This is a genomic window from Streptomyces sp. NPDC023541 (assembly GCF_055559995.1).
The window spans coordinates 525,499-551,643 of sequence record NZ_JBVHJO010000001.1 but is presented as its reverse complement, the minus strand read 5'-3'; the positions used below and the strand labels follow the sequence as shown (position 1 = coordinate 551,643).

28 protein-coding genes and 2 pseudogenes are annotated in these 26,145 nt (G+C 72.8%); 15 read left to right on the top strand and 15 right to left on the bottom strand.

Translation table 11 applies throughout. From position 1 onward, the window contains the following. The first annotated feature begins 47 nt into the window (after positions 1 to 47). Positions 48 to 1,415 (top strand): FAD-dependent oxidoreductase, encoded by a 1,368-nt coding sequence (locus ACZ3X1_RS02625; RefSeq protein ID WP_467275831.1) that lies wholly within the window; start codon positions 48 to 50, stop codon positions 1,413 to 1,415. Further along, positions 1,412 to 2,653, top strand: a complete 1,242-nt coding sequence (locus ACZ3X1_RS02620; protein ID WP_467276292.1) for an MFS transporter — start codon at positions 1,412 to 1,414, stop codon at positions 2,651 to 2,653. The genes ACZ3X1_RS02625 and ACZ3X1_RS02620 overlap by 4 nt, the downstream gene beginning before the upstream one ends. Before the next feature lie 91 nt (positions 2,654 to 2,744). Here the strand turns inward: ACZ3X1_RS02620 and dacB are convergent, their stop codons facing one another. From dacB to ACZ3X1_RS02585, 7 genes and pseudogenes are all read right to left on the bottom strand, one after another. After that, entirely contained in the window at positions 2,745 to 4,391 is a 1,647-nt protein-coding gene (gene dacB, locus ACZ3X1_RS02615; protein WP_467275829.1) for a D-alanyl-D-alanine carboxypeptidase/D-alanyl-D-alanine endopeptidase, read from the bottom strand. A 272-nt stretch (positions 4,392 to 4,663) separates the two neighbouring features. Continuing rightward, entirely contained in the window at positions 4,664 to 4,918 is a 255-nt protein-coding gene (locus ACZ3X1_RS02610) for a hypothetical protein (RefSeq protein WP_467275827.1), read from the bottom strand. Next, positions 4,915 to 5,787: an isocitrate lyase/PEP mutase family protein gene (locus ACZ3X1_RS02605; RefSeq protein WP_356813237.1), complete on the bottom strand. Its 873-nt coding sequence runs from the start codon at positions 5,785 to 5,787 to the stop codon at positions 4,915 to 4,917. The genes ACZ3X1_RS02610 and ACZ3X1_RS02605 overlap by 4 nt, the downstream gene beginning before the upstream one ends. Before the next feature lie 184 nt (positions 5,788 to 5,971). Then, a pseudogene (locus ACZ3X1_RS02600) lies at positions 5,972 to 6,193 on the bottom strand (carotenoid oxygenase family protein); the annotation flags it as partial. A gap of 41 nt (positions 6,194 to 6,234) precedes the next feature. Beyond that, positions 6,235 to 6,504, bottom strand: a pseudogene (locus ACZ3X1_RS02595) (carotenoid oxygenase family protein); the annotation flags it as partial. Between the two features lie 168 nt (positions 6,505 to 6,672). Beyond that, positions 6,673 to 7,077: a hypothetical protein gene (locus ACZ3X1_RS02590; RefSeq protein WP_362622123.1), complete on the bottom strand. Its 405-nt coding sequence runs from the start codon at positions 7,075 to 7,077 to the stop codon at positions 6,673 to 6,675. A gap of 122 nt (positions 7,078 to 7,199) precedes the next feature. Then, complete coding sequence (locus ACZ3X1_RS02585; RefSeq protein WP_356813240.1) at positions 7,200 to 8,096, bottom strand: oxygenase MpaB family protein; 897 nt, start codon at positions 8,094 to 8,096, stop codon at positions 7,200 to 7,202. Positions 8,097 to 8,204: 108 nt separating this feature from the next. On the opposite strand from ACZ3X1_RS02585, the gene ACZ3X1_RS02580 reads away from it, so the two are divergent. Both ACZ3X1_RS02580 and ACZ3X1_RS02575 read left to right on the top strand, forming a co-directional pair. Then, positions 8,205 to 8,555, top strand: coding sequence for an STAS domain-containing protein (locus tag ACZ3X1_RS02580; RefSeq protein ID WP_356813241.1), 351 nt, complete (start codon positions 8,205 to 8,207; stop codon positions 8,553 to 8,555). 64 nt (positions 8,556 to 8,619) lie between these two features. Continuing rightward, positions 8,620 to 9,078 (top strand): DUF5709 domain-containing protein, encoded by a 459-nt coding sequence (locus tag ACZ3X1_RS02575; RefSeq protein WP_356813242.1) that lies wholly within the window; start codon positions 8,620 to 8,622, stop codon positions 9,076 to 9,078. A gap of 41 nt (positions 9,079 to 9,119) precedes the next feature. Here ACZ3X1_RS02575 and ACZ3X1_RS02570 read toward each other — a convergent pair whose 3' ends face one another. Continuing rightward, complete coding sequence (locus ACZ3X1_RS02570) at positions 9,120 to 9,656, bottom strand: SixA phosphatase family protein (RefSeq protein ID WP_467275821.1); 537 nt, start codon at positions 9,654 to 9,656, stop codon at positions 9,120 to 9,122. Between the two features lie 119 nt (positions 9,657 to 9,775). Between ACZ3X1_RS02570 and ACZ3X1_RS02565 the strand changes: the two genes are divergently transcribed. Beyond that, entirely contained in the window at positions 9,776 to 10,150 is a 375-nt protein-coding gene (locus tag ACZ3X1_RS02565) for a hypothetical protein (RefSeq protein ID WP_356813244.1), read from the top strand. A 40-nt stretch (positions 10,151 to 10,190) separates the two neighbouring features. Here the strand turns inward: ACZ3X1_RS02565 and ACZ3X1_RS02560 are convergent, their stop codons facing one another. Beyond that, positions 10,191 to 10,376: a hypothetical protein gene (locus ACZ3X1_RS02560; protein WP_356813245.1), complete on the bottom strand. Its 186-nt coding sequence runs from the start codon at positions 10,374 to 10,376 to the stop codon at positions 10,191 to 10,193. 136 nt (positions 10,377 to 10,512) lie between these two features. Between ACZ3X1_RS02560 and ACZ3X1_RS02555 the strand changes: the two genes are divergently transcribed. Continuing rightward, a complete protein-coding gene (locus tag ACZ3X1_RS02555; RefSeq protein ID WP_390074158.1) occupies positions 10,513 to 11,721 on the top strand; it encodes an FUSC family protein in 1,209 nt (402 codons plus the stop codon). A 50-nt stretch (positions 11,722 to 11,771) separates the two neighbouring features. After that, entirely contained in the window at positions 11,772 to 12,158 is a 387-nt protein-coding gene (locus ACZ3X1_RS02550; RefSeq protein WP_356813247.1) for a VOC family protein, read from the top strand. Positions 12,159 to 12,204: 46 nt separating this feature from the next. Here the strand turns inward: ACZ3X1_RS02550 and ACZ3X1_RS02545 are convergent, their stop codons facing one another. Next, complete coding sequence (locus tag ACZ3X1_RS02545) at positions 12,205 to 12,360, bottom strand: DUF6131 family protein (RefSeq protein ID WP_167389254.1); 156 nt, start codon at positions 12,358 to 12,360, stop codon at positions 12,205 to 12,207. A 642-nt stretch (positions 12,361 to 13,002) separates the two neighbouring features. Between ACZ3X1_RS02545 and ACZ3X1_RS02540 the strand changes: the two genes are divergently transcribed. Both ACZ3X1_RS02540 and ACZ3X1_RS02535 read left to right on the top strand, forming a co-directional pair. Beyond that, a protein-coding gene (locus ACZ3X1_RS02540; RefSeq protein ID WP_467276289.1) for an IS5 family transposase occupies positions 13,003 to 13,862 on the top strand; the annotation gives its coding sequence in 2 pieces (ribosomal slippage) (positions 13,003 to 13,348 and positions 13,348 to 13,862; 861 coding nt in all). A gap of 61 nt (positions 13,863 to 13,923) precedes the next feature. Then, positions 13,924 to 14,439 carry a GNAT family N-acetyltransferase gene (locus ACZ3X1_RS02535; RefSeq protein WP_356813248.1) on the top strand — a complete coding sequence of 172 codons (516 nt, stop codon included), beginning with the start codon at positions 13,924 to 13,926 and terminating at the stop codon, positions 14,437 to 14,439. Between the two features lie 57 nt (positions 14,440 to 14,496). Here the strand turns inward: ACZ3X1_RS02535 and thpR are convergent, their stop codons facing one another. Beyond that, positions 14,497 to 15,117 carry an RNA 2',3'-cyclic phosphodiesterase gene (thpR, locus tag ACZ3X1_RS02530; RefSeq protein WP_390074164.1) on the bottom strand — a complete coding sequence of 207 codons (621 nt, stop codon included), beginning with the start codon at positions 15,115 to 15,117 and terminating at the stop codon, positions 14,497 to 14,499. A 26-nt stretch (positions 15,118 to 15,143) separates the two neighbouring features. Continuing rightward, a complete protein-coding gene (locus ACZ3X1_RS02525; RefSeq protein ID WP_467275814.1) occupies positions 15,144 to 16,751 on the bottom strand; it encodes an FAD-binding oxidoreductase in 1,608 nt (535 codons plus the stop codon). A gap of 68 nt (positions 16,752 to 16,819) precedes the next feature. Here ACZ3X1_RS02525 and ACZ3X1_RS02520 point away from each other — a divergent pair, with 68 nt between their 5' ends. Beyond that, the gene (locus tag ACZ3X1_RS02520; protein ID WP_356813252.1) at positions 16,820 to 17,458 is read left to right on the top strand and encodes a TetR/AcrR family transcriptional regulator; all 639 of its coding nucleotides are present in this window, start codon (positions 16,820 to 16,822) and stop codon (positions 17,456 to 17,458) included. A gap of 57 nt (positions 17,459 to 17,515) precedes the next feature. On the opposite strand, the gene ACZ3X1_RS02515 is transcribed toward ACZ3X1_RS02520, so the two are convergent. Next, positions 17,516 to 18,481, bottom strand: a complete 966-nt coding sequence (locus ACZ3X1_RS02515; protein WP_467275811.1) for an ArsR/SmtB family transcription factor — start codon at positions 18,479 to 18,481, stop codon at positions 17,516 to 17,518. An 84-nt stretch (positions 18,482 to 18,565) separates the two neighbouring features. Here ACZ3X1_RS02515 and ACZ3X1_RS02510 point away from each other — a divergent pair, with 84 nt between their 5' ends. Beyond that, positions 18,566 to 19,639 (top strand): alpha/beta hydrolase family protein, encoded by a 1,074-nt coding sequence (locus ACZ3X1_RS02510; protein WP_467275809.1) that lies wholly within the window; start codon positions 18,566 to 18,568, stop codon positions 19,637 to 19,639. Positions 19,640 to 19,783: 144 nt separating this feature from the next. Here ACZ3X1_RS02510 and ACZ3X1_RS02505 read toward each other — a convergent pair whose 3' ends face one another. Beyond that, positions 19,784 to 20,767 (bottom strand): aldo/keto reductase, encoded by a 984-nt coding sequence (locus ACZ3X1_RS02505; RefSeq protein ID WP_356813255.1) that lies wholly within the window; start codon positions 20,765 to 20,767, stop codon positions 19,784 to 19,786. Positions 20,768 to 20,868: 101 nt separating this feature from the next. On the opposite strand from ACZ3X1_RS02505, the gene ACZ3X1_RS02500 reads away from it, so the two are divergent. Further along, positions 20,869 to 21,450: a TetR/AcrR family transcriptional regulator gene (locus tag ACZ3X1_RS02500; protein ID WP_356813256.1), complete on the top strand. Its 582-nt coding sequence runs from the start codon at positions 20,869 to 20,871 to the stop codon at positions 21,448 to 21,450. 108 nt (positions 21,451 to 21,558) lie between these two features. Here ACZ3X1_RS02500 and ACZ3X1_RS02495 read toward each other — a convergent pair whose 3' ends face one another. Then, on the bottom strand, positions 21,559 to 22,014 hold the full coding sequence (locus tag ACZ3X1_RS02495) for a hypothetical protein (RefSeq protein WP_356813257.1): 456 nt from the start codon (positions 22,012 to 22,014) through the stop codon (positions 21,559 to 21,561). 340 nt (positions 22,015 to 22,354) lie between these two features. Here ACZ3X1_RS02495 and ACZ3X1_RS02490 point away from each other — a divergent pair, with 340 nt between their 5' ends. From ACZ3X1_RS02490 to ACZ3X1_RS02480, 3 genes are all read left to right on the top strand, one after another. Then, a complete protein-coding gene (locus ACZ3X1_RS02490; protein ID WP_467275805.1) occupies positions 22,355 to 23,767 on the top strand; it encodes a family 2B encapsulin nanocompartment shell protein in 1,413 nt (470 codons plus the stop codon). 89 nt (positions 23,768 to 23,856) lie between these two features. After that, positions 23,857 to 25,209 carry a family 2 encapsulin nanocompartment cargo protein terpene cyclase gene (locus ACZ3X1_RS02485; protein WP_467275803.1) on the top strand — a complete coding sequence of 451 codons (1,353 nt, stop codon included), beginning with the start codon at positions 23,857 to 23,859 and terminating at the stop codon, positions 25,207 to 25,209. A gap of 14 nt (positions 25,210 to 25,223) precedes the next feature. Next, positions 25,224 to 26,108 (top strand): geranyl diphosphate 2-C-methyltransferase, encoded by an 885-nt coding sequence (locus ACZ3X1_RS02480; protein WP_362622081.1) that lies wholly within the window; start codon positions 25,224 to 25,226, stop codon positions 26,106 to 26,108. Positions 26,109 to 26,145: the final 37 nt, after the last annotated feature.

The window sequence follows — 26,145 nt, the reverse complement described above, 5'->3', positions numbered from 1 at the left end:
CCCGCCCCACCTGCCCGCCTGCTGCACGAAGACCCCGGAGACACGTCATGAGCGAGACCACCACCGACCTGCCCGTCGTCGTGATCGGGGCCGGCCCCGCCGGCCTGGCCGCCGCCGCCCACCTCCACGAGCGGGGGCTGGACTTCCTCGTCCTCGAAGCCGGTTCCCGCGCCGGAACGGCCACGCGCGAGTGGTCGCACGTGCGGCTGTTCTCCACCTGGGGTGAAGTTGTCGACCCGGCCGCCGAGAAGCTCCTGGCGCCGACCGGCTGGACCAAGCCCGACCCGGCCACCTACCCCACCGGCGGGGACTGGGCCGCCCTCTATCTCCAGCCCCTCGCCGACACCTTCGGTGACCGCGTCCGCTACCGGGCCCGCGTCACCGGCGTTTCCCGGGCGGGCCGCGACCGCATCGTCGACGCCGACCGCGAGGCCCAGCCGTTCGTGGTCCACGTCGAGTCCGGCGACGGCCGCGAGGAGCGTCTGTTCGCCCGTGCGGTGCTCGACGCCTCCGGCACCTGGTCCACCCCGAGCCCCGCCGGCGCGAGCGGTCTCGCAGCCCTGGGTGAGAAGGCTGCCGCGGACCGGATCACCCACCGCGTCCCGGACCTCACCGATCCCGCCGTCCGCGCCCGGTACGCAGGTAGGCGCACCGCTGTCATCGGCTCCGGCGCCTCCGCCTTCACCGCCCTGGCCTACCTCGCCGACCTGGCCGAGACGGACGACGGGGCCGGCACGCACGCCACCTGGATCCTGCGCCGCGGTATCTCCGGCTCCACCTTCGGCGGCGGGGAGGCCGACGAGCTGCCCGCCCGCGGCGCGCTGGGACTCGCGGCCAAGGCCGCGGTGGACGGCGGCTACGCGGACGCGGTCACCGGCTTCCGCACCGACGCCTTCGAGCGGGACGGTGACGGCCGCCTGGTCCTGGTCGGCGAGGACGGGCGCCGACTGGACGCGGTGGACGAGGTCATCGTGCTGACCGGCTTCCGCCCCGACCTGTCCTTCCTGGACGAACTCCGCCTCGGCCTGGACGAGCGCCTTCAGGCCCCGCTCGCCCTGGCACCGCTGATCGACCCCAACCAGCACTCCTGCGGCACCGTCTACCCGCACGGCCAGGCCCAGCTCTCCCACCCGGAGAAGGACGTCTACCTCGTCGGCATGAAGTCCTACGGCCGCGCCCCGACCTTCCTGGCCATGACCGGCTACGAGCAGGTCCGCTCGATTGCCGCCCACCTCGCCGGCGACCACGAAGCCGCCGAGCGCGTCGAACTCACCCTCCCCGAGACCGGCGTCTGCGGCGGCGCGGGCCTCTTCGACCAGCCCGAGGCAGCCGAGCAGAGCGGCGGCGGATGCTGCGCAGCCCCGGCCACCCTCACCCTCGCAGCCCCCGCCGCGGTCTCCTCCGGCGGCTGCTGACGGTGCCGAACACCAAGGCCGGCGTGGCCGCGACCGGGACGGGGGTCCCGTCGCGGCCACGCGGCGTGCTGCCCGCCCTGTGTGTCACGCAGATCACCAGCTGGGGCGTCCTGTACTACGCCTTCCCCGTCCTCAACCCGGCCATCACCCGCGACACCGGCTGGCCCGCGAGCGCGACCACGGCCGCGTTCTCCGCCGCCCTCATCGTCTCCGCGGTCGTCGGCATCCACGTGGGCCGGGTGCTGGACCGTCAGGGCCCCCGCACGGTCATGACGGCCGGCTCAGTCCTCGGCCCGCTCAGCCTCCTCGTCGTGGCCGCCGCTCCCAACCTCGTGGTCTTCACCGCCGGATGGCTGCTGGCCGGGGCGGCGATGGCCGCCACCTTCTACCCGCCCGCCTTCGCCGCCCTCACGCGCTGGTGGGCTCCCGACCACATACGGGCCCTGACCGTCGTCACCCTCGCCGGCGGACTCGCCTCCACCGTCTTCGCACCCCTGACCGCCGTCCTCGCCGAGCACTACTCCTGGCGCACCACCTACGCCGTCCTCGCTGGAATCCTCGCCGCCCTGACCATCCCCACCCACGCCCTCGCCCTCCGCGCCCCCTGGCCGCCGGCCCCCCGCGCCGGTTGCCACCAGTCGGCCGCCGGACCGGACCCCGCGGTGCGGAGCAGGGCGTTCTGGATGCTGGCCGGGACCTTCACCTTCTCGGGGTTCGCGATGTACGCCGCCGTCATCACCCTCGTCCCCCTCTTCCTCGAACGCGGCTACACCACCACCCAAGCCGCCTGGGCCCTCGGACTCGGCGGCGCCGGACAAACCCTCGGCCGCACCCTCTACGCCGCCCTCGCCCGCCACACCGGCACCCTCACCCGCACCGCAACCCTCGTCGCGCTCGGCGGGCTCACCACGACCGCATTCGCCCTCATCCCGGGCCCGTACGCCCTCCTCGTCGCGCTGTCCGTGCTGGCCGGGATCGTCCGCGGCAATCTGACCCTCCTCCAGGCCACCGCCGTCACCGACCGCTGGGGCACCACCCACTACGGCCGGCTCTCCGGACTCCTCGCCGCACCCGCCCACACCGCGGCCGCCCTCGCCCCCTTCGCCGGCACGCTCATCGCCGGCCCGCTCGGGGGCTACCCGGCCTTGTTCGCCGTACTGGCTGCCCTCTCAGCCACTGCCGCCATCACGGCCATCGGCACCCGCCCGGCGAGGACCAGTACCAGGGCCAGGACCTGACGGCCGTCCGGGTCGGCCAGTTCCTGCTCCGTCCGCCCGCCCGCCAGGGTCTGGCGGCCGCCGGCCGAACCGGACCCCGCACCGGCGCCCGTCAGGGCGTGGGCGGCGCCTCCTGCAAGTAGGCGGCGATCATGGCGAGGTCGTTGGCGATGGCCACCACGTCCTGGGTGTTCGGGCCGGGGGTGGAGGCGCCGTTCACCCCCGCGTAGAAGGGGTCGAAGCGGCCGCCGCCCCGGTCCAGGTACCCGGCGATGGTGATGGCCCCGACGGCCAGCCGGTCGTTGAGCGCGTCCGCTCCCACCGCCGCACCGGTCTTGCCGAACACCTTCCCGCGCGCCGGGCAGTCGCGGCAGTTCGAGGCCAGCAGACCGTCGACGCCGAGGATGGGCAGTGCCTCCCGGAACAACCGCGCGTCGGGCGTCCGCTGCCAGTACGCCAGCATCTGCACCAGCGCGGCGGGCGTGGCCCGGTCGGCCGGGTTGCCGCCCCGGCCGTCCGCCAACTGCAGCTGCCCGCGCTTGACACCCGCCTCGTCCAGGAAGCCGGCGAGGACCGGGAAGCCGTCCTCGCACTGGCGGCTGCCCGTGGACACGGCCATCAGGCAGATGCCCAGGTTGGCGCCCAGATTGTGGCTGACCTTGAGGATCAGCTTGGCGTACTGGGCGTAGGGCGGGGAGGTGTACGCGGCCACCCGCGGGCGGCCCTCGTAGTCGCGGGGCAGCCTGGCGACCGGATTGGGACCGGCCGGATCCGCGGTGACCTCCACCCCGGCGCGCCCGAGGGCCTCGATCAGCGCGGCGCGCCCGAACGCGGCGGGGTCGGTGACGGGGGAGGTGCGCAGCAGCGGCTGGGCGTCCGCCGCGATGGTGCCCGAGAGCCGGATCCGGGTGCCCCCGTCCGTGGCCGTCACCGTGATGTCGGTCGGTTGGCCGGCGGCGACCGTCTTCACCGTGGTACTGACCTCGTACGGGGCGACCTTCGGCCGCCAGTCCAGCCGGGCGGTGGCGCCCGCCCGGTCCCCGGGACGGGTCAGGAGGTCGATCAGGTTGTCGTTGATGATCAGCGGCGTGGGGGTCGGGTCGAGGACCGGGTCGGGGGCGAACAGCCGGCTGTCGACGATCACGTCCCCGTCGACGCGGGTGATGCCCGAGGCGCGTACCTGCCGGGCGAGCTCGTCGATCCCGGCGAGGGGGTCCTCCGGCGTCAGGGTCGCGCCGGTGAAGTCGTTGGCGTAGGTGTGGTCGAGGTCCGTGTACGCGACCGTGCCGTCGGGGCGCGTCCTGCCGCCCATGGTCAGGTCGCCCTGGGCGACGAGGTCGAGGTCGCCGGTCAGGGTGGAGCCGCTGCGGGCGCCGACCGCGTAGACCGGTGTCACGAAGCGGTGTTCGGAGCCGAGGGTGTGCCACGGACCGGAGACGCTGATCAGCTTGGCGGTGGACCCGGGGACGAAGAACTGGTCGGGGTACATGCTGTGCACCACGCGGCCGCCGTCCGGCCCGGTCTGCAGCAGACCCCATTGGGCGTTGCGGTACTCCGGCTTCCGCATGATTTCCGTGATGCGCGGGTCGAGCCCGCCGGCCTCCCCGCGGCCGGACGACGAGGGGGCGGGGGTGGGAGTGGGGGGCGGGGACGGGGCCGCACCGGTCGCGGTGCCCGAGGCCGGCGCCACGAAGAGGAGCGCGGCGAAGGCGGCGGCCAGGGCGCGGCCCAGCGGGGCGGAAAGGTTCGGACCGTTCACAGCGCGCTCCGTTCGTCGCGGCTGCCTTCCCCGAGGCCTGTGAACAGGGTGGCACGGGCGGTTCCGGCATGCATGTCACCGCCGGCCGCACCCACCCGGGTCACATGCGGTGACCCCCGCGGGCAAGATCGTTCGCAGGCATGCGACTGAACGTACGAACCGCCGCGACCTGTCGGGGGAGGACTGACGCGTACCGGCAGCGGAGAACGGCCGGCCCCGCCGCTGCGGGGCCGGCCGTTCCCGTCGGCGCCGGGAAGGGTCGGTCGGTCCGGTCAGTCGTCCTCGTCGCCGGGGCGCACCGCCTCGACGAGGGTGGCGAGCACCTCGACGGCGCTGCCGTCGTGGTCGCTGCCCGCCGTCCCGCTCCCGCTCTGGAGGTTGGCCGCGCGGTCGACCTCGACGACGGAGTCGGAGTGCGAGTTGTCGATGACGGTGATCAGGCTGCCGCTCGCGGCGGCCGGCGTCGCGCCGCCGCCGACGAGGGCCACCGCGAGCGCGGCCGCGGCCCGGATGCGCGCGCCCGTCACACCTTCACGCTCTCACGTGCCACCGGTACGGGGCGGTGGCGTGAGATGTTCTTCGTCAGCAGCCTCGTGGACTCGCCGACACCGACCTCCTCGCCGCCGTCCGCCGCGGGCAGCCGCCCGTCGGCGAGCCGCAGTTCGGCGAGGGCGGTGTCCATCGCCTTGTGCGCGGCGAAGAGGCACGGGGTGCTGTAGATGGCCATGTCGACACCGAGGTCGGTCAGCTCGCTGAGCGAGAGCCGCGGTGACTTGCCGCCTGCGATCTGGTTGAACAGCAGGGGCTTGCTGCCGACGGCCTCGCGGATCCGCTCGATCCACTCCACGCTGCGCACCCCGTCGACGAGTACGACGTCCGCGTCGGTCGCCGCCAGGGCCTGGGCGCGGTGGATGATGTCCGCCTCCTCCGTCGCGTCGGTCCGCGCGACGACGACCAGGTCCTTGCGGGTCGCCAGGACCATCTCCAGCTTCTCGAGGTACTCCGCCAGCGGCAGCACCTGCTTGCCGTCGGCGTGCCCGCACCGCCGGGGGCGCTTCTGGTCCTCCAGGATGACGCCGGAGGCGCCCATCCGCTCCAGCCCCTCCACGACGTGGCAGGCCACTTCGGGGTCGACGTAGCCGTCGTCGATGTCGACGAGCAGGTGGTGACGGGGGAAGGCGCCGCGCAGTCGCTGGACGAAGGCCACCATGTCGGGCCAGGCGATGAATCCGATGTCGGGCAGCCCGTAGTAGGAGGCGGCGAACCCGAAGCCGGACACGAACATCCCGTCGTAGTGCGCGGCCGCCACCGAGGCCGAGTACATGTCGTACACCCCGATGAGCGGCGTGGTGCCCGGCTTCGCGATCTGTTCCCGCAGCTTGTTCCCGTAAGTCATCGTTCGGTTCCTCCGAGGAGCGCATCGGCACAGGGAGGTAGAGAGCCGCGCCACCAGGACTCTTTACCTAAAGCAGATCCTTCCTTGGTGAAGTGCAGATCTTTCGCGGATGAAGCCTTTACTCACCCTGATGGCCCATCCGGTTCACCACAGAAACGTCACTGGGCGAGGCCGGCCGCCGGGTTCACGCTCCGCCGGCAGCCAGCAGCCGTGCAGCCCGAGCGGCACCCGGAGGGATGCGGGCACGGGCCACCGGCCCCGCCGCCGGGTCCTCGGCGGGGATGACCAGGAACCAGCTCGCCCCGTCCGTACGGTCGGTGGCGAAGGTCAGCCGGTGCCCGTGCTCCTCGGAGTCCCGCCCGGGCTCGGGGGCGAAGACCGGCTCGCCGACGGACAGATCGCCGGCCTCCCGGACGCGGGAGCTTCCCGTCTCCGTGTCGTACCGGCGCGCGGCGTCGTACGGCCCCCGGAGACCCGGACCCCGTGCAGCCTGCCGTCGCCGTCGATGGGGTAGAGGTACGAGCCGATCGGGGTGAACCGCGGGTTGGGGCCGTTGCGCAGGTACAGGCCGTCCAGCGAGGGCGGGAGTTCGCCCGTCACCTCCAGGGCGGCCACGTCGACCTCCTCCGAGACCGGGGCGAACGACCCCAGCAGGCGGGGGACGCGGGTGGGGTCGAATCGGGGCGGCGTCTGCGTGTTCACGGAACCTCCCGGCATGTGACCGGCGGGGTCCGGCGACCGGAAGGGGCCTCCCGCACGGGCGCGCTGTCACGGCACTCTCCAGTGAAACGCGGTCCCCGTACGTACGGGTGCCGGAGCGGGCCGGCCACGGCCGGCCGGACACCCGTGCCCGTACGGGCAGTCGGGCCGGCCCGTACCGGCAGGTCAGGCGGGGGCGAAGAGGTCCGCCCGGGCGTCGTCGAGGACGAAGCCGTTGTCGAGGCGGACGCGCACCGTCACCCGCGGCCCGTGCTCCCCGTGCGCGATCCACCCGGGTTCGAGGGAGGCGACCTGCTCCTCCAGCTGCTGCCTGCTCGCCGGGGGCATCTGGTGGCCGAAGTCGTCCAAGAGCGCCTTGAGCCGCACATATTCGCGCACTTCGTGGCTCTGCTCCCGTTCCCGGGGCGCGTCCACGCGCTCGACGGTGCCCGCGGTGCCCGACGCGAGGGCGAGCGAGCCGACGCCGGTGTCCTCGCCCGCCGGGGAGGCCCCGGCCGTGACGACCGTCCCGGCCAGCCTGAGGTCTGCCGCCAGCTTGACGCGCTGGCCTTCATGGAGCTGGGGCGTCATTGATCGTTCACGTCTCCGGTGGGGGTCGGGTCAGGGCCGGCGGTCGGGGTCGGGCGGCTGCCTACGCCAGTGTCCCACCCCTCCCGACGGCGACGATCTCGGCTCTCGTGCTGGCCGGTTGCTCAGCCGCCGCCGCGCGGCGACGGTGGAGGAGCCGGCGGCAGGGCCCAGCGGATCGCCCGGGTCACCGCATGGCCGCCCGCCCGGGCGGCCGGGCCCGGCAGCCGCTCGGCCGCGGAGCCCGAGCCGCCGGCGACGGCCGCCCTCGCCCACGGCGGCAGCAGGTCCACGGCGGCCGCCGCGAGCAGCGCGTACGGCAGCCGGGCGGCCCCCGGCAGCGGCGGATCGGTCAACAGGAAACGGGCGGTGTCCCGGGACGCGGCCGTCGGCCGCAGGCAGGGCCGGAACCGCGCCAGCCGCGACGCCAGCTCCCGCACGTCCTCCGGCGGCCGGTCCGCGCCCAGTGCCCGGGCCACCCGTGCCGTGTCGGCGAGGTAGGCGTCGCAGCCCGCCGGATCCAGCGGGCGCCTGCCGTACCGCTGGTGGGCGCGCAGGAAGCAGTCCGCCTCGGCGATGTGCACCCAGGCCAGCAGCTCCGGATCGTCGGCCCGGTACGGCACGCCGTCGGCCGTCCGGCCGCGGACGCGGGCGTGGACCTCCCGGACGCGGGCCACCGCCGCCTCGGCGTCCGCGCTCGTGCCGAAGGTGGTGACCGCCAGGAAGGTACTGGTCCGGTGCAGGCGCCCCCACGGGTCGCCGCGGTAACCGGAGTGCGCCGCCACGGCGGCCATCGCCACGGGGTGCAAGGACTGGAGCAGCAGGGCGGCGAGGCCGCCGACGAACATCGACGCGTCCCCGTGGACCCGCCTGACCGGCCGGTCCGGGGTGAACCAGCGGGGCCCGGGAGCCGAGTGGATCCGCTCCCGGTTGCGGGCTCCGTCGGGTCCGGCGACGCGCAGGAACACCGCCTCGCCGGTTTGCCGCCTGATCCGCCGGACGGCCGTCGTCGGGCTCGCCATGTGCCCAGTATGCGCCCGGCGCCGCGCCGCGGTCCCATGGACCGTAGGACGGCCGGGACGGTTGAGAGGTACCGCGCCGGGCAGGTGCCCCGTACGAGGAGGTACGTCATGGCTGCTGAGCACGCGCCCGTACCGGAGGCCGCCGCGGGCACCGAGCACCACGACCGTTACGTGGTGCGGGTGAGGGGCGACATGGACATGGACCACGCGGGCGAGCTGCGGGAGACGCTCGCCGCCGCCCTGTCACAGGCGCCCGAGGGCGCCGCGGTCACCGTAGACCTGCGCAATTCCTCCTTCTGCGACTCCACGGGCCTCACCACGCTGCTGGACGCGCGGCGGCACGGCGCACGGACGGGCCACGTCCTGCGCTTGGCCACCCCCAGCCACCAGCTGCTGCGTCTGCTCGAACTCGCCGGTTCGAGCGGCTCCTTCCCCCTGGACGCCTCCGTGCCCGGCTGAGCGGTCCGGGGACCGGTGCGCCCCCAGCCGGCGGCACGCCGACCCCGAACGATCGGAGAACCCGATGACCAGCGCCGACGAAACCTACGGCGACGACGTCTACCAGCCGCAGGAGACCGACGAGTCCGCCGAGGCGCAGCCCGACCTGGAGAACACCCTCGACGAACCGGGCCTCGACGAAACCCTCGACGCCGCCTACGTGCCCTTCGACCGTCCCTTGGCGGTCGACGACAGGGGGACCACCGCAGCCGAGGCGCGCACGGGCGAGACGCTCGAACAGCGCCTGGCGCGGGAGCAGCCGGAGGTGTCGGACCAGGACGAGATCTCCGACGAGGCCGGCGACGCCATGCTGGTCGGACCGGACCGCGCGGGCCGCCTCGCCGCCGTGGACGAGTCCTCTCCGCAGCGCCACGTCTCCGTACTGGCCCGCGACGTCGGGATCGACGGCGGCGCCGCCTCGGCCGAGGAGGCCGCGGTCCACGTCGTCGAGGAACTGCCGCCGGGCGAGGACCTGGACGCCTGAGCGGCGCCGCCCGCTTCCCCTCCCGCGGCGGTCGTCCGGCGTCAGTGAGCCGGTGACCACATGGCGGTCAGGTGCCCCCTGCCGGGAGCCAGGTCCTCCCAGCCGCCCGCAAGGTCCACCACCACGACCCCGGACGTCGGGAACCCGTCCTTCAGCTGTTCCAGCAGCTCCGCCGACCCGGTCCCGCACAGGGCCGTGGCCAGCTCGTGGATACCGGTGTTGTGGCCGACCAGCGCCACGCAGCCGAGCCCCGCCCCACGCTCGGTCAATACGGTGACCAGCGCGTTCGGCGCCGCGTTGTAGAGCCTCTCGTCATAGACGACGTCCGGCGGGTCGGGCAGGGCGGGCGCCAGCAGCTGCCAGGTCTGGCGCGTCCTGCGGGAGGGCGAGCACAGCGCCAGGTCGGCGTTGTAGCCCTTGTCCGCCAGCCAGCGGCCCGTCCGAGGGGCGTCGGCCTTGCCGCGTTCGCCCAGGGAACGCTCGAAGTCCTCGGCGGGATCCCCTTTCGGAACCGCTTTGGCGTGCCGTACCAGCAGCAGTCGGCACCCGGTCGTGTGCGGCGCTGGGTCCGAGGACATGGCGGTCTCCCTTGTGGCGGGTGCGCGTACACGGGCGCACGGTCATGGTGCGGTCGGCCGGCGGCGCGTGCACCCGGACGCGCACCCGGTCCGGCCGCGGGCGCACTACGCTCCACAGGATGGAACGCGCAGACGTACTCAGGCGAGTGATCGGCATCCTCACCGAGGCCCAGGACATCCGCCGGGCCGCCGAGGCGGGGGCGGACGAGGACATCCCGGCCGGGACGGCCGGAGTGGCCACACAACTCCTGAACGAGATGCTGCCGTCGATCAGCGTGCCCGCCGACGCGTCACCGCAGCAGGTGGCGACCCTGGTGGCGGAGGCGCTCGGTCCGGCCCTGCACACGATGGTCTCCGGTTTCAGCCTGGCGTTCACCAGCCTCGCGATCGCCCACGACGACGGGCGTACGGACATCTCCTCGATCGAGGTACTCCAGGAACTCGCCCTGGAGGTCGAGGCCGGCACCTACGACGGGGGCCCGTGGGAAACCTGACCCCGCCCGGAGGGCGGCCGGCGCCCGTGAGCGGACGACGTCACTGCGCGTCCCGATCCTGCGGGTGGGACATCTTCCGCTCCTGGCGGATGCGCAGCTCCTCCGGCGTCTTGCCGGCGACCGGCTTGCTGGCCTCGGGGTGCACCGGGTCCGGACCCGGATGTTCCTGCGCCTGCTCTTCGCGGCCTCCGACCGGCTCCTGAGGCCTGCCCTCCGTACCCTTCATGGCTGTCGCTCCCTCGCAGATCCGATCAATGCGGACTTCGGACTCCCTCCACCTACCCCGCGGGCCACTCCCGACACGACCGGACCCATCAGTTCCGGTACGCGTCATCCGTCACAGGCTGGGAAGATGCCCAGACATGTCGGAAACGATCAGCAGCTTCGCCACCCGTGTCGTGCGCCGCCGCCGCGAGCCGGTCGCCGTCCAGGCGCTCCGCTCCACCGCCGCGGCCGTGATCAGCTACGTCGTCGCGCTGCGCCTGAGCAGCGAACCGAACCCGCTGACCGCGCCACTTACGGCGCTGCTCGTCGTCCAGGTCACGCTGTACTCCACGTTGACCACCAGCGTCCGCCGGGTCAACTCGGTGGTCGTCGGAGTCCTGATCGCCATCGGGTTCAGCGTGCTCGTCGGCCTTACCTGGTGGAGCCTCGGGCTGCTGATCCTGGCCTCCCTCGTGGTGGGCCATCTGGTGCGCGTGGACGAGTTCGTGCCCGAGGTCGCGATCAGCGCCATGCTCGTCCTCGGAGTCACCCAGGTGGCCGACACCGCCTGGGACAGGGTGCTGGAAACCCTCATCGGCGCGGTGGTCGGGCTGCTCGTCAACCTCCTCCTGGCACCGCCCCTCTGGATCGGCCCGGCCGGCGCCGCGATCACCGATCTCGCCCTGCGCATGAGCCGCCTGCTCGACCACCTCGGCGAGGAACCCCTCGGTCCGGGAAAGGTCGAACAGGCCGCCGCCCGGCTCCACGAGGCACGCCGCCTCGACAACGACATCGCTCAGGTCGACACCGCGCTACGGCAGGCCGAGGACAGCATCCGGCTCAATCCGCGGGTCAAGGAGGGCCTGCTCTTCCGGCTGGTGCTGCGCACCGGCCTGGACACCCTGGAGATCTGCGCGGTGGTGCTCCGCGTGGCTTGCCGGACCGTGACCGACCTGGCCAAGGCCCGCCCCGACGGTCCGCTGTTCGAGCCCGCGACCGCCGCGGCCCTGCGCGAGGTGCTGCGCCACACCGCGATCGCCGTCGAGAGCTTCGCCCAGCTGATCACCGCTCAGGTGAGCGCCAACGCGGAAGAGGCCGAGGCGCGCCTGACCGGCGAGCTGGCCGTGGCCCGGGCCCACCGCGACCGGCTCGCGGACCTGCTGCTGGCCTCCGCCCGCGAGGACCCCGAGCACTGGCAGTTGCGCGGTGCGCTGCTCACCGAGATCGACCGGGTCCTCGACGAACTGGGCGTGGAGAAGCGCTCGCAGCGCCTCCTGGAGGAGCTCGACCAGCACGCCCGTACGCAGCACAAGGGGCGACTGCGGGCATGGACCCGCAGGCGCGGCCGCGCGGAGCGCGCGGAGTGAGCGAGCGGGATGCGCGTGCGCCCGGGCGGCCCGTGCGCGAGGGTGGGGGCATGGTGCATGTACTGGGCAGCAGGGTCCTGCTCCGTCCCACGGACCCGGAGCGCTCCCGCACGTTCTACGGCGAGACGCTCGGCCTCGCCGTGTACCGCGAGTTCGGCACGGGACCCGAGCGCGGCACGGTGTACTTCCTGGGCGGGGGCTTCCTCGAGGTGTCGGGCCGGGCCGACGCGCCGCCCGCACCGGGCATGCGGCTGTGGCTCCAAGTCGCCGACGTACAGGCGGCGTACGAGGAGCTGCACAGCCGCGGCGCCGAGGTGCTGCGGCCCCCGCTGCGTGAACCATGGGGACTGATCGAGATGTGGATCGCGGACCCGGACGGCGTACGGATCGCCGTGGTGGAGGTCCCGGCGGACCATCCGCTGCGCTACCGCCCCTGATCGGGGCGGATCCGGGTCCGCCGGGAGCGCCAGGAATGCCCCGGCGTCAGTAGTAGTGCTTGCGGCCGCCCACGGCGTGCCCGACCGCGCCCAGCAGCCAGAGCACCAGGCCGATGACGACGAGGATCACGCCTATCGTCCAGAGGATCGAGATCCCCGTGACGAAGCCGATGATCAGCAGGATGACGCCCAGAACGATCATGACTACCTCCTGGTTCTTGTCGAACCGGTTTGCAGGGCGTCTACCACGGTTGTGCGTCCTTATGCCTGTTTCGGCCCAGATGTCATTCAGCCCGCACGTCATTCAGCCCGGATGCCGGTCGGCCCGGGCCGGCAGTCCCACGAGCCCCGTGTCGCGCATGATGCGCTCGACCGTCTCGGCGAGGGCGCTGTGGGCTCCGACGACGGTCTCGACGCCACCGGGGAGGAGGTCGCGCCGGGCCGGCGCGCTGAAACTCGCTCGAACAGGGTGAGGTCATCCTCGCGGGGGATCGCGCGGCCGTGCGCGGCCTTTCCGGTCCATGGGGGGCGAACTTCGGCCTCTCCCGCTGAAGTGGGGTGAGGCGCGGTCCCTTCCGGACCCCGTGGCGACTGCAGGGCGGGATCCCGCCGGTCACCGCAGTGGCCACGTCGGTCACGGGGGCCGGCCGCCGTGGCCCGGGCCGGGAGTGGCTCGCCGATCACCAGGTGGTGGAGCGCATCGGCCCGGGCCCCGTGCGGCCGCGGGCCTGTTCCGCCTGCTCGCGCTGGGCGCCCCCGCGTAGTCGGTGGCGCACCTCCGCGCGTGGCCGTAGGGCGTCCGGTACTCGACGGTGCCGCTAGGCCGTTTCGTTCGGATCATCCGATCGTTGGGCTGGGTGTGTCGTTGACTGACGCGCAGTGGGCGCGGATCGAGCCTCTACTTCCGGATCGGTCACCAAAGCGCGGTGGCCGATGGCGCGACCACCGACACGTGATCGATGCGATCGCGTTCACGTTTCAGACCGGCTCGCAGTGGGTGCACCTACGGGAGAGGTTCGGCAACTGGCGGGGCGTTTACAACCGCCTGCGGATGTGGGCCGTGGACGGCACCTGGGAGCGGGTGTTCACCGCGCTCATGGCCCAGGCCGATGCCGATAAGGACCTGAACTGGGCCGTCTCGGTGGACTCGACCATCGTGCGGGCTCACCAGCATGCGTCGGGGGCCCGCAAAAGGGGGCCCCAGCCGGCGAGCCACTTGACCATGCCATCGGCCGGTCCCGCGGAGGACTGACCACAAAGATCCATCTCGCGTCTGACGCCCACTGTCGTCCTCTGGCCTTCGTTCTCACCGCTGGGCAGGCCGGTGACGCACCTGCATTTCCGGAGGTGATGGCACAACTCCGCGTCCCTCGTCCACGCGGGCGACCCCGGACCAGGCCGGACATGGTTCTCGCCGATAAGGCGTACTCCTCACGCGCCATCCGCGAACATTTGCGTAAGCGCGGCATCCGTGCGGTGATCCCCGTCCCGGCAGACCAGCAGGGCCACCGGCTACGGCGAGGCAGCCGGGGCGGAAGACCTCCGGCCTTCAACCGCGAGGAATACAAACAACGCAACACCGTCGAGCGATGCATCAACCGCCTGAAGCAATGGCGCGGTATTGCCACCCGCCACGAGAAGACCGCCACGATCTACCTGGCCGGACTCCACATCGCGGGCATCTTCCTTTGGTCCGCGAGATGAGGTCATCTCACGGACGGACCCTGCACACACGCCGGACCGGCCGGGGAGTCAGACTGCGTAGATGCTGATCAGACGAGAGACCTCCGCCGACCTGGCCGCAGTCCGTGCGGTGACCATCGCCTCCTCCCACCAGCCAAACGAGGAGGAACCGGTGGAGGCGATACTGCGGGACACCCTGCGGAGTGGTGAAAACTGGATCCCAGCGCTCTCGCTGGTGACCGAGAGCGACGACGGCGCCATCATCGGCCATGCTCTATGCACCTGGGGACGAATCGGTAACGCCCGAGTCCCCAACCTCAGCCTGCTCGGCGTTCACCCCGACCATCGCCGCTGCGGCTTCGGAACAGCGCTGGTCCACGCCACGCTCGCAACCGCGGACGCCCTCGACGCCCCCATGGTCGCTGTCCTCGGCGACCCCGACTTCTACGGGCGGTTTGGCTTCCGACCGAGCACTGACTTCGGCATCGTCGGCGAGGAACCGGCCTGGGAACACCTTTTCCAGATCCGCATTCTGGCCGCCTACGACCCGTCCGTAGCAGGCGAATTCATCTACCCCGAACCCTTCGGCAGCATCTGACCCCGACGCGGCCGTGAGGTGGAGCCCGGCCTGACTCGGTGATCCAAACGAAACGGCCTAGCCGCCGTGCTGGAAGCTCCAGGCCTCGATGTCGCGGTAGTGGATCGGGCCCGGGCCGCGGCCGAAGTTGCTGCCCACCAGGTGCAGGCGGGCGGTCCGCCAGCGGCGGCCGGAGAACGCGGCGAGTCCGGCGGCGGCCTCCACCACGCACGCGGGATCGTTCCGGCGGGTCCGGGCCAGTGTGAGGTGGGGGCGCAGCGGGCGGTCCTGGAAGGGGACACCGCACTCCTTGACCACGGCGCGCACCTCGGAGGCGAGCAGGTGCAGTCCTTCGAGGTCGCCGTCGATACCGCTCCACAGCACCCGCTCGTCGAAGTGTCCGCCGCCGCGCAGTGCCAGTTCCAGGGGGCGGCGGGCCGCCGCGAGATCCGCCAGCGGCGGCCGCAGGAGCGGAACGGTCCCGACCGGCAGCTCCCCGAGGAAAGCCAGCGTGATGTGCCAGTCCTCGATCCGGTTCCACCGCATGCCCGGGTACGCCGCGTAGGCGGGCCGCAGCGCCCGCGCGAGCTCCTCCTTGGCGTCGTCGGGCGGGGCCAGCGCTATGAACACGCGAACGGTCGAGGGCTGGATCTGTTCCTTCACGGAGTCTTCGTACCGCACGCCGCCCGTTCCGGTCATCTTCCGGCCCGTCGCTGCGCTGCCGCTCAGTCGACGAGCACGCCCGGGTTGAGGATGCCCCGCGGGTCGAGCGCGGTCTTGGCGGCGCGCAGCGCGAGGGCGAAGGGGTCGGGGCGCTGGCGGTCGTAGCCCGGGCGGTGGTCGCGGCCGACGGCGTGGTGGTGGGTGATCGTGGCCCGGTGGCGGTGCAGGACGTCGCTCGCCACGGCCTTCAGGTCGTCCCAGAAGGCCACCTCGTCGCCGGGGCGGCCGGCGGCGAGGACGGTGAAGTACGGTGCCGCGCCGTCGGGATAGACGTGGGTCAGGCGGCAGTTGACGGTCGCGGGGTGGCCGGAGGCCTTGAGCGCGGCGTCCCCGACCTCCTTGCGGACCGCTTCGATCAGGCCGGGGATCCGGTCCCAGGTGGCCGCCGTCTCGAAGGTCTCCGCGACGGCGCCCATCCGGGCCAGACCGTCGCGGAGGTAGGGCATCCGCAGGAAGGCCGAGCGCCAGGCGCTGACGGCCGCGTCGGAGTTCGCGGCGTCTGCGCCGTCCACGCTGCCGGGCCTGCCGCCGTGGGAGCGGGCCAGGTCGACGGCCTGCCCGAGCCGCGCGGTGACCGGTCCGTCCGCGGACTCGAATCCCAGGACGAGCACGGCGGAGCCGTCGTGAGAGGCGCCCGACAGCGCGGCCTCGCCGCCGTCCAGCAGCCGGCAGTTGGCGGGGGAGAGGTCCGACTGCGCGATGGCGCGCACCGCGTCCAGCGCGGCGTGGAAGTCGGTGAAGGCGAGGGAGGCGGACGCCTTGTGGGTGGGGCGTTCCTGTAGGCGCACCCACGCCTCGGTGATGACCCCGAGTGCGCCTTCGGAGCCGAGGAACATCCGGTCGGGGGAGGGACCCGCGCCGGACGCGGGCAGCCGCCAGGAGGCGCTCGTGCCGGCCGGCGTGACCACGCGCAGGGACTGGACGAAATCGTCGATGTGCGTGCGCCCGGTGGCGTAGTGGCCGCCGGCCCGGGTGGCGAGCCAGCCGCCCAGGGTCGAGAACTCGAAGCTCTGCGGGAAGTGCCGCAGGGTCAGTCCGTGGGGGCGTAGCTGGTCCTCCAGGCTCGGCCCCAGCGTGCCGGCCTGGATGCGCGCCGCCCGGCCGACGGTGTCGACCTCCAGGACGCGGCCCATGGCCGTCAGGTCCAGGGACAGCACCGCGCGGTGGGCGTCGCCGCGGTACTCCACGCCGCCCGAGACCGAGGAGCCGCCGCCGTACGGGACGACCGCGACCTGCCGCTCGCCGGCCCAGTCCAGCAGGTCGGCCACCTCCCGCTCGTCCGTCGGCCGTGCGACCAGGTCCGGGATGCGGCCGGGGCGTCCGCGCAGGGCACGCACGACGTCCCGGTAGGCCTTGCCCATGGCATGGGCGGCCCGCTCGTCGGGCCCGGTGGCGACCAGGTGCGCCAGACCGGCGGGGGGCTCCACGGCGGGCCGCTCGATGTCGAGGTCGCGGACGCGCGGGACGGGGAGGGGGTGGGCGAGGGTGCCGGGTACCAGGGCGCCCATCGCGGCGCACTCCGCGTCGTCGGGGTGCGCGTCCGCCCACCCCCACCCCCACCAGGACCGGGTGCGCGGTGCGGAGGTCGGCTGCGGCGTCGTACCGGGCATGGGGCGCTCCAGGGGTCGCGGGACGCGAACTTACCTTGCGGTAAATTACTTACTGATAATATCGGTCCATGGCAACCCCACGCTCGAACGCCGGCACCAAAGGTGTCCCGCGGCAGCAGCGCCGGCAGCAGATCCTGGCCGCCGCCACGGAGGAGTTCGGCACCCGCGGCTACGCGGCCGCATCCCTCCCCGCCATCGCCGAGCGCGTCGGAGTCACCAAGACCCTGCTGCACCAGTACTTCGGCACCAAGGAGGACCTGTACCTCGCCTGCCTGGTGCCCGTCGGGGACCGCCTGCTGGACACCGTCCGCACCGCCATGGGCCAGGACGGCACCACCGCGCACACCCCCCTGCGGGTGCTGCAGAGCATCTTCACCGCCCTGGAAGGGCAGCGGGAGGCGTGGTTCGTCCTGTACGACACCTCCCTGCCGGCCGACGGCGCCGCCGCCCGCCGGGCGGCTGAGTACTGGTCCGCCATCGACGCCCTCGCCGCCGGCGGTACCGCCGAACTGCTGCGCTCGGCCGGGTCCGACGACCCGCTCGACGCGGACGCGCTCACCTACGTCTGGCGGGACCTGGTCGCCACCCTCGTCCGCTGGTGGGTCAAGCACCCCGACCAGTCCCCGGAGGCCATGACCCGGCGCTGCGCCCGCCTCTTCGCCGCGGCCGCGGCCCTCACGTCCGATCCCGTCGACCCCTTCCGCTGACACCTTCGGGGAGCTGTCCGCCGAACAGGGCAGCTTCGCGGACCCGCCGCTGGCGGACTACGGCGGCCCGGCACCCGCGACCAGAGTGCCGAGGGCCGTGCGCCGGTGGGTGACTGAGCGGCCCGTACGGGTCGTCGTCGCCAAGCCCGCCGATCTGAGCGCCGCCGCGTGGGAGGAGGCCGTCGCGTTGCTGACGCGGAGGGCGCGGGCCAGGGACGTCGTGGTGTGAGGCTCGGCGAGGAGGCGCAGGGCGTCGAGCCGGGTGCGGCCCAGAACGGCGGCCAGGGCCTCGACCTGGACGACCGCGCGCCCGGCCGTGGGCGGGAGGCCGGGACCGGCCGGGTACGTCAGGACGGCGGACCGGCCAGGGACGTCCTGAAGGAGTGGGCCCTCCGGGTGGTGGAAGGTGGGCAGGAGAACCAGGCCGCGCCCGTCGAGGCAGACATCGCGGGCCGGTGCTGCGCCGGGCCACCTCCACACGCCCTCATGGAACCGGCTGCCCGGGGCCAGGGCGGTCAGCGCGGCGGCCACGCCGTGCTCCGCCACCGTCAGGGCGTAGCGGGTGAACTCCGCGCGGTGCAGGTCCTGCACGACGGGCCAGACCGGGGCGAGGACCGTCTCGTACGCCGCTTGCTGGGCGCGGTGCAGGGTGCGCCAGGCCGTCTCGTCGCCCGCGTGCAGAGCGCGGATCCAGCGGGGGGCAGCCATCGACCCGTAGACCCGTTCCAGCTCGGAGCGGACGACGCCGGGGCCGGCGGTGCGGATCTTTTCGAAGCCGTCGGCCATGGTGTCGCCGAGGACGTCGAGGAAGGAGGGCGGGCGGCCCGCCGGCACCAGGTCGGCGAGCGCGCCAGCGGCGGCCGGGAGAGAGCGCAGGACACGGCCGCCCCACTGTGCGAACAGCGGACCGCCTCGCCGGGCCACGGCTGTCGTCAGGGCGGCGTGCAGCTCCTGGAGCGGCGCCGGACGGGGTGCGAAGCGGATGCGGACGATGTCCGCTGCGGTGAAGTGGATTCGCAGCACCCTCACAACTCCTCGTTCCGCGCAGGCCTTTCGGCCAGCGCCTGAACCTTCGCACCGTGACGGCCCCGCCCCAAGGATGCACATATGACTTCTCGACGCACTCTTGTGAAAGGCACCCTGTTCGCCAGTGCCGCCGCCCTGCTGCCCACGGCTGCGTCCGCCGTCGGCGGCGGCTCGGTCCTCCGGCTGCCCGCGCCTGCCGGCCCGTACCCCGTAGGCATGCGCAGGGTCCATCTGACGGACCCCTCCCGAACCGACCCGTGGGTGGGCGGTGTGCGGGAGTTGATGCTGACCGTTCTGTATCCGGCCCGATCGGTGCGCGGCTTCTCCCGCGCCCCGCAGCTCACCCCGGAAGAGGCCGAGGTGTTCGCCGGGTACGCGCCGCTCGTTCGTCCGGGGCTGCCCGAGCCGGGGGCGGTGGACTGGGGCGAGGTCCTCACCCACGGGTATGTGGGCGCGCCGCCGCTGCCCGGGCGGCGGCCCGTGCTGGTGTACTCACCCGGCGGCGGTGACTCCCGGACGCTCGGCAGCACCCTCGCAGAGGACCTGGCGAGCCACGGCCGGGTGGTCGTCCTGGTCGACCACCCCGGTGACGCTTCCCAAGTGGAACTGCCGACCGGCATGCGAACGACGGTCCTGATCGGACCGCCGGATCCGGCGACCTTCCGCACCATGGTGGACACTCGGATCGCCGATCTGCGCCTGGTCCTGGACCGGCTCGGTGACCTGCCGCTCGCCCCGGTCATGGACTCCTGTCGGATCGGGCTGTACGGGCACTCCGCGGGCGGCACGGCAGCGGTGTACGCGGCCCTCCGCGACCGCCGGGTCGGGGCGGTGGCGAACCTGGAGGGCTACCTCGACCTGTACCCGACGCCGGTCGGATCCGAACGGCCGATGCTGCTGTTGCGCACCGACGGATTCGTGGGCGGCGGCCGAATCGAGTCTTCCTGGGAGAGCTTTCCCGGCCGCCGCGTGTTGCTCGCCGCCGCGAACCACTGGGCGTTCACCGACTACGGCCCGCTCGTCGCACGGCTCCAGGACGCCGGTCTGGTGGCGGCGACAGCGCGTGCCGCGCTCATCGGCACCGGCGACCCGGTGGTGACGCTCGATGAGGTACGGGCCCGGGTGGGGGCCTTCTTCGCCCGCCACCTGTCGTAGCCGGCCCATGAGGCGGCGGGCGGTGGCCTGCTGCGGCCGCACGACGGCCGTCGGCCGTCCGTCGTCGAACGATCGGATGACGACGGTTCGCCTGGTTCCCGGCCGGCGTCGGCAGCGTGACGAGGAGTCCGGCCCCCGGGCCGGTCAGCCGTTCAGGGAGGCCATCAGTTCGGGGGCGTAGCGGTCGCCGGAGGCCACGCCGTGCGGGGCCACGGCGTCGATCGCGGCCAGTTCGGCCGGGGTGATCGTCACGGCGGTGGCGGCGACGTTCTCCTCCAGGTAGCGGCGGCGCTTGGTGCCCGGGATGGGCACCGCGCCCTGGTGGAGGGTCCAGGCGAGGGCGAGCTGCGAGGGCGTCACGCCCTTCTCGGCGGCGAGCCGGCGCACCTGGTCCACGACGGCCAGGTTCCGGTGGAAGTTCTCGCCCTGGAACCGCGGGTCGGTGCGGCGGAAGTCGTCCGCCGCGAAGTCGTCGGGGCTGGTGATGGCACCGGAGAGGAACCCGCGGCCGAGCGGGGAGTAGGCGACGAGCCCGATCCCCAGTTCGCGGAGGGTGTCGAACACGCCGTCGTGCTCGATGCCGCGCTCGAACAGGCTGTACTCGGTCTGTACCGCGGCCAGCGGGTGCACGGCGTGGGCGCGGGCGATCGTGGCGGGGGAGACCTCGCACAGGCCGATGTGGCGGACCTTGCCGGCCTCGACCAGTTCGGCCAGGGCGCCGACGCTCTCCTCGATCGGCACGTTCGGGTCGACGCGGTGCAGGTAGTAGAGGTCGATGTGGTCGGTGCCCAGGTGGCGCAGGGAGCGGTCGGCCGACCGCCGGATGTACTCGGGGCTCGCGTTGTGGCCGAGCAAGGCGCCCTCGTCGGTGAACTCGACCCCGGTCTTCGTGGCCACCACGGCCGCCTCGCGGCGGCCGGACAGGGCCTTGCCGAGCAGCTGCTCGTTGCGGAAGGGGCCGTAGCCCTCGGCGGTGTCGAGAAGGGTGACGCCGAGCTCCAGGGCGCGGTCGATCGTGGCGAGGGACTCGGTCTCGTCGGTGGCGCCGTAGTGGGCGCTCATGCCCATCAGCCCGAGGCCCTCGGCCCCCACCTCCAGACCCTGGCGGCCCAGTGCGCGCATCTCCATGGTGTGCTCCTCGAAAGAAAGTAACTAACCGGATAGATAGAGTCTGCGACGCGTCGGTGCCAGTTGTCAATAACTGGATAGTTACTTGCTAGGCTGCGGGCATGGCACGGGATTCCCACGCGACCAAGGCGCGCCTGCTCGACGCGGCCTTCTCCGAGTTCGCGACGTACGGCATCGCCGGAGCGCGCGTCGACCGCATCGCCGAGGCCGCGCAGGCGAACAAGCGGCTCATCTACGTCTACTACGGCAACAAGGAGCAGCTCTTCGACGCCGTGCTCCAGCGGGCCCTGGAGACCGGCTCGGAATCCGTCCCCTTCGACGTCGACGACCTGCCCGGCTACGCGGGCGCCGTCTTCGACCACCTCGTCGAGCGGCCCGAGCTGATGCGGCTCGTGCTGTGGAAGCAGCTGGAGCGCCCCGGGTCCACGGGCGCGGAGGCCGCATCCTACGAGGGCAAGATCGAGGCCGTGCGGCAGGCGCAGGAAGCGGGCCGCATCGACGCGGGCATCGCCCCCGCGGACGTGCTGACGCTGGTGATCGGCATCTCGCAGGCCTGGTTCGGAGCGGTGGGCGGCCCGGCGGCGGGAGCCACGGGCACCGCCTGGACCGCCGGCCGTCTGGCCGCCCACCGCGCGGCCGTGATCGAGTCCGTCCGCCGGCTCACGGCACCCGCGACCGCCTGACACCGGCGCCGCGCCCGCGCCGTTCGCGCCGTTCGCGCCGTCCGTGCCGCGTGGCGTCGGTGCCGCGAGGAGCGCGGCCAGGGACCCGGACCCGCTCCAGGGGTCCGGTCAGCGCGCCGGCGGAGCGGAGGGACGCTGGGCCAGCAGTTCGGCCACGTGCCGGGCGGTCTTCTCGCCCGCCCGCTGCTTGATCAGCCCCTCCTTCGCGGCGCCGCGGACGCGGACCGCGGTGGCCCCCGGTCCGGTGCCCGTCAGCGTCACGGTGACCAGGACCGGGTTCATGTTCCCGAACCCGCCGCCGACGAGGGCCCGGACGACCCGTACGTCGCCGGGGCGCTCCGCACCGGCGGTGCGCACCGGGGTCCCCAGGCGCAGGAGGACGTCGGCGGCGCGGGCGGCGGCCTCGGCCGGCGAGACACCCCCCAGCGCCAGCTCGACCTCGTGCACGTTCTTCTTCAGCCGTCGGGCCGCGAACTTCGCGCCGAACCGGCCGCCGGAGCCGCCGCCGACGGCTCCCGCCGCGCCCAGCGCTTCCGTGAGTATCAGGTCCTCGTCGTCCGTCACGGCGGTAGCGTACGCCGTCACCGCGACCGCCACCGCGAGCGCCCCGGAACCGGCCGCGGCTGCCCGGAAGTTGACCGCGCGACGCGGCCCTGGCGGAAAGCCCACGGCGCACATGTCCGAAACCGCCGAGATCATGATCAAACACGGCGCGGCTCAAGATCACCGGTTCGAGGTAATCCCCGTTCCTTCCCTTGGGTGTGCCGGTTCACAGACGGTTACTGTGCTTCCGGATCTAGAGGGATTGCCCGGGTATTCACCCTATTTTCTTCTTTCACTGGTGACGTGCACGCCCATGCGCTGATCACCGCCCGCACGAAGACACGAAGGAAAGGCCTGCGCGATGACCGTGGACACCAGCCCAGAGGCCCAGCTGGAGCCGACCCAGCAGAAGAGTCTGGGCACGGCGGCCGCCCGCAACCTTGCCACCACGACCAAGTCCGCCCCCCAGATGCAGGAGATCACCTCCCGGTGGCTCCTGAGGACGCTCCCCTGGGTGGAGACCAAGGGCGGCACCTACCGCGTCAACCGCCGCCTGACCTACACCGTCGGCGACGGCCGCATCGAGTTCGTCCAGGACGGGGCCACCGTCCGGGTGATCCCCCGCGAACTCGGCGAACTCGCCATGCTGCGCGGCTTCGAGGACGAGCAGGTACTGGCCACGCTCGCCGACCGCTGCGTCCAGCGCGACTTCCGCGCCGGTGAGGTGCTCATCGAGCGGGGCGCCCCCGCCGAGCGGATCCACCTCATCGCCCACGGCCGCGTCAACCAGACCTCCGTCGGCAAGTACGGCGACGAGATCGCCGTCGCGGTACTGGCCGACGGTGACCGCTTCGGCGAGAACGCGCTGCTGGACCCCGACGCGACCGCCGACTGCACAGCCACCGCCGAGACCTCCGGCACCCTGCTGACCCTCTCCCGCGCCGACTTCGCCGCCGTCCTCGACGCGGCACCGAACCTCCGCGCCCACATCGAGCGGTTCGGCTCGCTGCCGCACCAGCGGCAGAACAAGCACGGCGAAGCCGAGATCGCTTTGTCCGCCGGCCACACCGGCGAGGCCGAGCTCCCCGGCACCTTCGTCGACTACGAACTCAAGCCGCGCGAGTACGAACTCTCCATCGCCCAGACCGTACTGCGCGTCCACACGCGCGTCGCCGACCTCTACAACGGGCCGCACAACCAGACCGAGGAACAGCTCAGGCTCACCATCGAGGCGCTGCGCGAGCGCCAGGAGTACGAACTCGTCAACAACCGGGAGTTCGGCCTGCTCCACAACGCCGACTTCAAGCAGCGCATCCAGACCCACTCCGGCCCGCCCACCCCGGACGACATGGACGAACTGCTCTGCCGCCGCCGCGGCACCAAGTTCTTCTTCGCCCACCCCAGGACGATCGCGGCGATCGGGCGCGAGTTCAACGCCCGCGGGCTCTACCCGGACCACGTCGACCTCGGCGGCCAGCAGGTCCCGGCCTGGCGCGGGGTCCCGATCCTCCCCTGCAGCAAGATCCCCATCAGCAAGGAGAACACCAGCTCCATCCTCGCCATGCGCACGGGCGAGGACAACCAGGGCGTCATCGGCCTGCACCAGACCGGGCTGCCCGAGGAGTACGAGCCGGGCCTGTCCGTGCGCTTCATGGGCATCAGCGAGCAGGCGATCATCTCGTACCTGGTCACCACCTACTACTCCGCAGCCATCCTGGTGCCCGACGCCCTCGGCGTGATGGAGAACGTCCAGATCGGCCGCCGGCGCGACTGACGGCCCGGCCGCCGTCAGCCCGGACCCTCCCGGATCCCGGCCGCACGTGCCCGGGATCCGGGACAGCCCACCTCACCTAGGAGCCACGGATGCCCGTTCCCGGGCCTTCCCCTGCGCAGTCGAGCCCGCCTGCCGCCGCGGCCCGCTTCGGGGCCCACGGCCGCGGGGCCGACGCCGTCACCGTAGGCAAGCCCGCGCTGCCGACCGGGCCCGCACTGCCCTTCGGGCCGGCGGCCGCCCGGCCTTCCCCCCTCGCCCCCGATGCGCCGCCCGTACCGGGCGGCGACCTGGTCGCGGAGCCGGCTCGGGTGGCCGCCGCCGCGACGGCCACACCGAACCCCGCCCTGGAGCGGATCATGCGCGGCCCCAGCGGCGTGGGCACCGAGGGGCTGTTCTTCACCCCCCGTCAGGCCCCGCCCACCGCGCCGGCACCCGAGGCGCCCGCGCCCCCGCCGGCGGCGGAGGGCCGGCCGATCCCCGGCCTGTACCACCACCCGGTCCCGGAGCCCGACCCCGCCCGCGTGGCGGAGGTCAGCCGCCGGATCAAGCGCTGGGCGGTGGACGAGGTGGAGGCGTACCCACCGGAGTGGGAGGACCAGTTCGACGGCTTCTCCGTCGGCCGCTACATGGTCGCCTGCCACCCGGACGCCCCGACCGTCGACCACCTGATGATCGCCACCAGGCTGATGGTCGCCGAGAACGTGGTCGACGACTGCTACTGCGAGGACCACGGAGGTTCGCCGGTCGGACTGGGAGGAAGGCTTCTGCTGGCGCACACCGCACTCGACCCCGTCCACACCACGGCGGAGTACGAGCCGAAGTGGGCGCGAACACTTCTCTCGGACGCGCCCCGGCGCTCCTACCGCTCGGCCATGGAGTACTTCACTCGGGCGGCGACGCCGTCGCAGGCCGACCGGTTCCGGCACGACATGGCCCGGCTCCACATGGGGTACCTCGCCGAGGCCGCCTGGGCCGAGACGAAGTACGTCCCGGAGGTGTCGGAGTACCTGGCGATGCGCCAGTTCAACAACTTCCGCCCCTGCCCCACCATCACCGACACCGTGGGCGGCTACGAACTCCCGCCCGAGCTGCACGCGATGCCCGCCATGCAACGGGTGATCGCGCTGGCGGGCAACGCCACCACCATCTCCAACGACCTCTACTCCTACACCAAGGAGCTCGAAAGCCCCGGCATGCACCTGAACCTGCCGGTGGTCATCGCCCAACGGGAGGGCCTCTCCGACAAGGAGGCCTACCTGAAGGCCGTCGAGGTCCACAACGACCTCATGCACGCCTTCGAGGCCGCGGCCGCGGAACTGGCCGTCTCCTGCCCCGATCCACGCGTGGTGCGCTTCCTCCGGGGCGTGGCCGTCTGGGTCGACGGCAACCACTACTGGCACCAGACCAACACCTACCGCTACAGCCTGCCCGACTTCTGGTAAGGATGGACTTGTTCGTGACTAGCACCGATCTCACCGTTGCCGCCGCCACCTCGGCCTTCATTCCCGCCCCGGCGACGCCCTACCAGGGCGACATCGCCCGCTACTGGGACCACGAGGCACGGCCGGTGAACCTGCGCCTCGGCGATGTCGACGGCCTGTACCACCACCACTACGGCATCGGTGACATCGACCACGCCGCCCTCGGGGACACCGAGGACAGCGCATACGAGAAGAAGCTGATCGCCGAGCTCCACCGCCTGGAGTCCGCGCAGGCGGACGTCCTGCTGAGCCACCTCGGCAGCATCGGTCGCGGCGACACGCTCGTGGACGCCGGCTGCGGCCGCGGCGGTTCGATGGTCATGGCCCACCAGCGGTTCGGGTGCAAGGTCGAGGGCGTCACCCTGTCCGCCAAGCAGGCCGACTTCGCGAACCAGCGCGCCCGCGAGCTGGGCATCGAGGACTCCGTCCGCGCCCGCGTCTGCAACATGCTCAACACGCCGTTCGAGACCGGGCAGGCCGCCGCCTCGTGGAACAACGAGTCGAGCATGTATGTCGACCTGCACGACCTGTTCGCCGAACACTCCCGCGTCCTCGCGGTCGGCGGCCGCTACGTGACCATCACCGGTTGCTGGAACCCGCGTTACGGCCAGCCTTCGAAGTGGGTCTCCCAGATCAACGCGCACTTCGAGTGCAACATCCACTCCCGCCGCGAGTACATGCGCGCCATGGCCGACAACCGCCTCGTCCCGCAGGCCGTCATCGACCTGACCCCCGAAACCCTGCCCTACTGGGAGCTGCGTGCGACGTCGTCCCTGGTCACGGGTATCGAGGAGGCGTTCATCAACTCCTACAAGGACGGCTCCTTCCAGTACGTCCTGATCGCGGCCGACCGCGTCTGACGCCGGGCGAAGGAGGCCGGGCCCGTGCGGACGGGCC

Excerpts from the sequence above, each read along its gene's own strand:
- ACZ3X1_RS02625 (WP_467275831.1), top strand. The coding sequence starts at position 48 with ATGAGCGAGACCACCACCGACCTGCCCGTCGTCGTGATCGGGGCCGGC.
- ACZ3X1_RS02605 (WP_356813237.1), bottom strand. The coding sequence starts at position 5,787 with ATGACTTACGGGAACAAGCTGCGGGAACAGATCGCGAAGCCGGGCACC.
- ACZ3X1_RS02590 (WP_362622123.1), bottom strand. The coding sequence starts at position 7,077 with ATGACGCCCCAGCTCCATGAAGGCCAGCGCGTCAAGCTGGCGGCAGAC.
- ACZ3X1_RS02585 (WP_356813240.1), bottom strand. The coding sequence starts at position 8,096 with ATGGCGAGCCCGACGACGGCCGTCCGGCGGATCAGGCGGCAAACCGGC.
- ACZ3X1_RS02580 (WP_356813241.1), top strand. The coding sequence starts at position 8,205 with ATGGCTGCTGAGCACGCGCCCGTACCGGAGGCCGCCGCGGGCACCGAG.
- ACZ3X1_RS02575 (WP_356813242.1), top strand. The coding sequence starts at position 8,620 with ATGACCAGCGCCGACGAAACCTACGGCGACGACGTCTACCAGCCGCAG.
- ACZ3X1_RS02570 (WP_467275821.1), bottom strand. The coding sequence starts at position 9,656 with ATGTCCTCGGACCCAGCGCCGCACACGACCGGGTGCCGACTGCTGCTG.
- ACZ3X1_RS02565 (WP_356813244.1), top strand. The coding sequence starts at position 9,776 with ATGGAACGCGCAGACGTACTCAGGCGAGTGATCGGCATCCTCACCGAG.
- ACZ3X1_RS02560 (WP_356813245.1), bottom strand. The coding sequence starts at position 10,376 with ATGAAGGGTACGGAGGGCAGGCCTCAGGAGCCGGTCGGAGGCCGCGAA.
- ACZ3X1_RS02555 (WP_390074158.1), top strand. The coding sequence starts at position 10,513 with ATGTCGGAAACGATCAGCAGCTTCGCCACCCGTGTCGTGCGCCGCCGC.
- ACZ3X1_RS02550 (WP_356813247.1), top strand. The coding sequence starts at position 11,772 with ATGGTGCATGTACTGGGCAGCAGGGTCCTGCTCCGTCCCACGGACCCG.
- ACZ3X1_RS02545 (WP_167389254.1), bottom strand. The coding sequence starts at position 12,360 with ATGATCGTTCTGGGCGTCATCCTGCTGATCATCGGCTTCGTCACGGGG.
- ACZ3X1_RS02535 (WP_356813248.1), top strand. The coding sequence starts at position 13,924 with ATGCTGATCAGACGAGAGACCTCCGCCGACCTGGCCGCAGTCCGTGCG.
- thpR (WP_390074164.1), bottom strand. The coding sequence starts at position 15,117 with ATGACCGGAACGGGCGGCGTGCGGTACGAAGACTCCGTGAAGGAACAG.
- ACZ3X1_RS02525 (WP_467275814.1), bottom strand. The coding sequence starts at position 16,751 with ATGCCCGGTACGACGCCGCAGCCGACCTCCGCACCGCGCACCCGGTCC.
- ACZ3X1_RS02520 (WP_356813252.1), top strand. The coding sequence starts at position 16,820 with ATGGCAACCCCACGCTCGAACGCCGGCACCAAAGGTGTCCCGCGGCAG.
- ACZ3X1_RS02510 (WP_467275809.1), top strand. The coding sequence starts at position 18,566 with ATGACTTCTCGACGCACTCTTGTGAAAGGCACCCTGTTCGCCAGTGCC.
- ACZ3X1_RS02505 (WP_356813255.1), bottom strand. The coding sequence starts at position 20,767 with ATGGAGATGCGCGCACTGGGCCGCCAGGGTCTGGAGGTGGGGGCCGAG.
- ACZ3X1_RS02500 (WP_356813256.1), top strand. The coding sequence starts at position 20,869 with ATGGCACGGGATTCCCACGCGACCAAGGCGCGCCTGCTCGACGCGGCC.
- ACZ3X1_RS02490 (WP_467275805.1), top strand. The coding sequence starts at position 22,355 with ATGACCGTGGACACCAGCCCAGAGGCCCAGCTGGAGCCGACCCAGCAG.
- ACZ3X1_RS02485 (WP_467275803.1), top strand. The coding sequence starts at position 23,857 with ATGCCCGTTCCCGGGCCTTCCCCTGCGCAGTCGAGCCCGCCTGCCGCC.